Genomic DNA, 3,837 nt, shown 5'->3' on the forward strand with positions numbered 1-3,837 from the left:
GGCCGTCGCCGCGACGGCCGGGAGCCTCAACCGCTACCCCGACCGCGACGCCGTCGCCCTGCGCACCGGGCTCGCCGCCTACCTCAACGCCGAGGCGGGCGTGCGCCTGACCGCCGCGCAGGTGTGGGCCGCCAACGGCTCCAACGAGATCATCCTGCAGATCCTGCAGGCGTTCGGCGGCCCCGGACGCACCGCGCTCGGCTTCGAACCGTCGTACGCGATGCACCCGACCATCTCCAAGGTCGCCAACACCCGGTGGATCGACGCGTTCCGGGACGAGGACTTCGGCCTGGAGGCCGAACGGGCCCTCGCCGCCATCGCCGAGCACCAGCCCGACGTGGTGTTCCTGACCTCGCCGAACAACCCGACGGGCACCGCCCTCGACCATGAGGCGATCAAGGCGGTGCTGAGCGTCGCGCCCGGCATGGTCGTCGTCGACGAGGCGTACGGCGAGTTCCGCCGCTCCGGCACCCCGTCGGCGCTGGAGCTGCTGCCCGGCAACCCGCGGCTGATCGTCACCCGGACCATGTCGAAGGCGTTCGCCCTGGCCGGGGCGCGCCTCGGCTATCTGGCCGCCGATCCGGCCGTCCTGGACGCGCTGCTGCTGGTCCGGCTGCCCTACCACCTGTCGTCGGTGACGCAGGCCGTCGCCGAGACCGCCCTGACCTTCCGCGACGAGCTCCTCGGCTACGTGCACGAGCTGCGCCGGACCCGCGACGAGACCGTCCAGTGGCTGCGCGCCGAGGGACTGCGGGTCGCCGACTCCGACGCCAACTTCATCCTGTTCGGCACCTTCGACGACCGCGACGCGCTCTGGCAGCGGATGCTCGACCGCGGTGTCCTCATCCGGGCCGTCGGCCCGCCCCAGTGGCTGCGGGTCTCGGTCGGCACCCCCGACGAGATGGCCGCTTTCCGTACCGTTCTGAAGGAGTCGTTGTGAGTCGTATCGGCCGTGTCGAGCGGGGGACCAAGGAGACGCAGGTCCTCGTCGAGATCGACCTCGACGGCACCGGTGTCGTGGACGTCGCCACGGGCGTCGGGTTCTACGACCACATGCTGGCCCAGCTCGGCAAGCACGGCTCGTTCGACCTGACCGTCAAGACCGCGGGCGATCTGCACATCGACAGCCACCACACGATCGAGGACACCGCGATCGCGCTGGGCGCCGCGTTCAAGCAGGCGCTCGGCGACAAGGTCGGGATCCGGCGGTTCGCCGACGCGTCGATCCCGCTGGACGAGGCGCTCGCCCAGGTGACGGTCGACCTGTCCGGCCGTCCCTACCTGGTGCACACCGAGCCCGCGGGCATGGCCCCGATGATCGGCCCCGAGTACGACACCACGATGACCCGGCACATTTTCGAGTCGTTCGTCGCGAGCGCCTCGATCTGCCTGCACATCCACGTGCCGTACGGGCGCAACGCCCACCACATCGTCGAAGCGCAGTTCAAGGCGCTCGCCCGGGCGCTGCGCTACGCGTCCGAGCTCGACCCGCGCGTCCACGGGATCCCCTCCACCAAGGGCGCGTTGTGAGCGAGCGAAGCGAGCGAGCCGATAGGCACAGCACTCTTGTCACGGGGCCGACGGAGTCGGTCCTGTGACACTGCTGCTGTTCGCGCTGGCGGGGTTCTTCGCAGCCGGGGTGTACAGCTTCGTCAGGCAGGGCATCAGGAGCGGCGCGATCGTGCTCGGGCTGCTCGCCGTCCTCACGGCCGTCGCGGCCGTCCTCTGGAGGTAGCGGAATGAAGAACGTCGTGGTGCTCGACTACGGGTCGGGCAATCTGCGGTCCGTGGAGCGGGCCGTGGCCCGGGTCGGCGCGGACGTCACGGTGACGTCCGACTTCGAGACCGCGCTCAACGCCGACGGCCTGGTCGTGCCGGGCGTCGGCGCGTTCGCGGCCTGTATGGAGGGGTTGCGCGCGGTCAAGGGCGACCGGCTGATCGGCCGCCGGCTGGCCGGGGCGCGGCCGGTGCTGGGCATTTGCGTGGGGATGCAGATCCTGTTCGCGAAGGGGGTCGAGCACGGGATCACGACCGACGGCTGCGACGAGTGGCCGGGGACGGTCGAGCGGCTGAACGCGCCGGTCCTGCCGCACATGGGGTGGAACACGGTCGACGCGCCCGCCGATTCGGTGCTCTTCGCCGGGATCGACCGGGACGCCCGGTTCTACTTCGTGCACTCCTACGGGGTGCGGCACTGGGAGCTGGAGGCGACGGGTCCGTTCAAGCAGCCGCTCGTCACCTGGACCGAGCACGGCGGGCCGTTCGTCGCGGCCGTCGAGAACGGGCCGCTGTCGGCCGCGCAGTTCCACCCCGAGAAGTCGGGTGACGCGGGCGCGCAGCTCCTCACCAACTGGCTCGGCACGCTGTAGTGCGGGCGGTGCTGCTGACCGGCGGCCTGGCCACCGGGAAGACCACGGTCGCCGCCGACCTCGGCGAGCTGCTGCAGGAGCGGGGCCGCCGGGTCGCGGTGATCGATCTCGACTGGCTCTGCTGGACTTCGGCCGGTGACGTGCACGGGCTGCTGACCGCGAATCTGCGGGCGGTGGCGGCGAACTACACGGCGGCGGGCGTCACCGAACTGGTGCTGGCCCGCGCGCTGCTCGAACCGGCCCATCTGACGGCCGTCACCGACGCGCTGCCCGGCTGGACGGTCCGGGTGATCCGGCTTTCGGCCTGCGCGGCGACCGTCGCGGCGCGGCTGCGCGGCCGGGACGGCGGGGCGATCCTCGACGGGCATCTCGCCGAGGCCGCCGCGTTCCAGAAAGCGGTCGAGACGGCCGGGGTCGAGGAGGCCGTGGTCGCCAACGACGGCCGTCCCGTCCGGGCCGTCGCCGCGGAGATCGAGGCTCTGCTCTCCACCTGAACCGTTGCTGAACCATTGCCCGCCGGACGGCATCTCACCAGCGTAAGCAGTGACGGGGAGGTAGCCGGGGATGGAACGCAGGCAGGTGCTGGCGATGCTGGCCGCGGGGGTGGGCGGGCTGGCCGTCGGCGTCGGACCGGAGCTGTGGCACCGGGCGGGCCATCTGCCCGCGAACGCGGCCGTGACCCCGACCGCGACCGAACGGCCCAATCCGGCCTACGCGAAGGACATCACCGCGCCGAACAAGACGGCCGCGGTCAAGACGCTGCGCGACCTCGCCCCGCCCGCCCCGCCGAACGCCGTCGCCCTCACCATCGACGACGGCCCGCACCCGACGTACACGCCGCAGATCCTCGACGTCCTGGCCGAGTTCGGGGTGGTCGCCACCTTCAACATGATCGGTGAGCAGGTCTCCGAGCAGCCGAAGCTGGTGCAGCGGATCGTCGACGCCGGTCATCAGGTCGCCGACCACACCGTCACCCACCCGCTGAACCTGCCCCGGCTGTCCGCCGCGAAGATCACTGAGGAGATCGTGGGCGGGCACGACCGGGTCGCGCAGATCTCGGGGCTCGCGCCCCGCTCGTTCCGCGCCCCCGGCGGCGCGTGGTCGCAGCAGATCATCGACATCGCGGCCGAGCACGGGATGTTCTGCGTCGACTGGGCGGTCGATCCGCGGGACTGGGCACGTCCCGGCACCACGTCGATCACCCGGACCCTGCTGGCCGCCCATCCGGGCGACATCCTGCTGATCCATGACGGCGGCGGCGACCGCACCCAGACCGTCGCGGCGCTGCGGACCGTCCTGCCGGAGCTCAAGTCGCGGGGGCTGTCGTTCGTGGCGCTCTGATCGCCGGTGGATACTTGCGGGCGTGAGCAAAGAACGGCAGAAACGCAGAGCCGTGCGGCAGGCGCAGGCGGCGAAGGAGGCCGAGGCCCGCGCCGCGCGGCTGGCCCGGCAGGAACGCGGCCGCGCC

The 3,837-nt window shown here is 71.9% G+C and carries 6 protein-coding genes; all 6 read left to right on the forward strand.

All coding sequences use genetic code 11. From position 1 onward, the window contains the following. Positions 1-940: histidinol-phosphate transaminase (locus ACYVE7_RS30705; protein ID WP_460369636.1), on the forward strand; the 940-nt coding region annotated here is incomplete at its 5' end. After that, on the forward strand, positions 937-1,530 hold the full coding sequence (gene hisB / locus ACYVE7_RS30710; protein ID WP_460369638.1) for an imidazoleglycerol-phosphate dehydratase HisB: 594 nt from the start codon (positions 937-939) through the stop codon (positions 1,528-1,530). The genes ACYVE7_RS30705 and hisB, both read left to right, overlap by 4 nt. A 64-nt stretch (positions 1,531-1,594) precedes the next feature. Beyond that, on the forward strand, positions 1,595-1,735 hold the full coding sequence (locus ACYVE7_RS30715) for a hypothetical protein (RefSeq protein WP_460369640.1): 141 nt from the start codon (positions 1,595-1,597) through the stop codon (positions 1,733-1,735). Between the two features lie 4 nt (positions 1,736-1,739). Continuing rightward, positions 1,740-2,369: an imidazole glycerol phosphate synthase subunit HisH gene (gene hisH / locus ACYVE7_RS30720; RefSeq protein WP_460369643.1), complete on the forward strand. Its 630-nt coding sequence runs from the start codon at positions 1,740-1,742 to the stop codon at positions 2,367-2,369. Further along, the gene (locus ACYVE7_RS30725; RefSeq protein ID WP_460369645.1) at positions 2,369-2,863 is read left to right on the forward strand and encodes a nucleotide-binding protein; all 495 of its coding nucleotides are present in this window, start codon (positions 2,369-2,371) and stop codon (positions 2,861-2,863) included. Before hisH ends, ACYVE7_RS30725 begins: the two co-directional genes overlap by 1 nt. A 70-nt stretch (positions 2,864-2,933) precedes the next feature. Then, positions 2,934-3,710 carry a polysaccharide deacetylase family protein gene (locus tag ACYVE7_RS30730; RefSeq protein ID WP_460369647.1) on the forward strand — a complete coding sequence of 259 codons (777 nt, stop codon included), beginning with the start codon at positions 2,934-2,936 and terminating at the stop codon, positions 3,708-3,710. Positions 3,711-3,837: the final 127 nt, after the last annotated feature.

This window comes from Actinocorallia lasiicapitis (genome assembly GCF_054778695.1).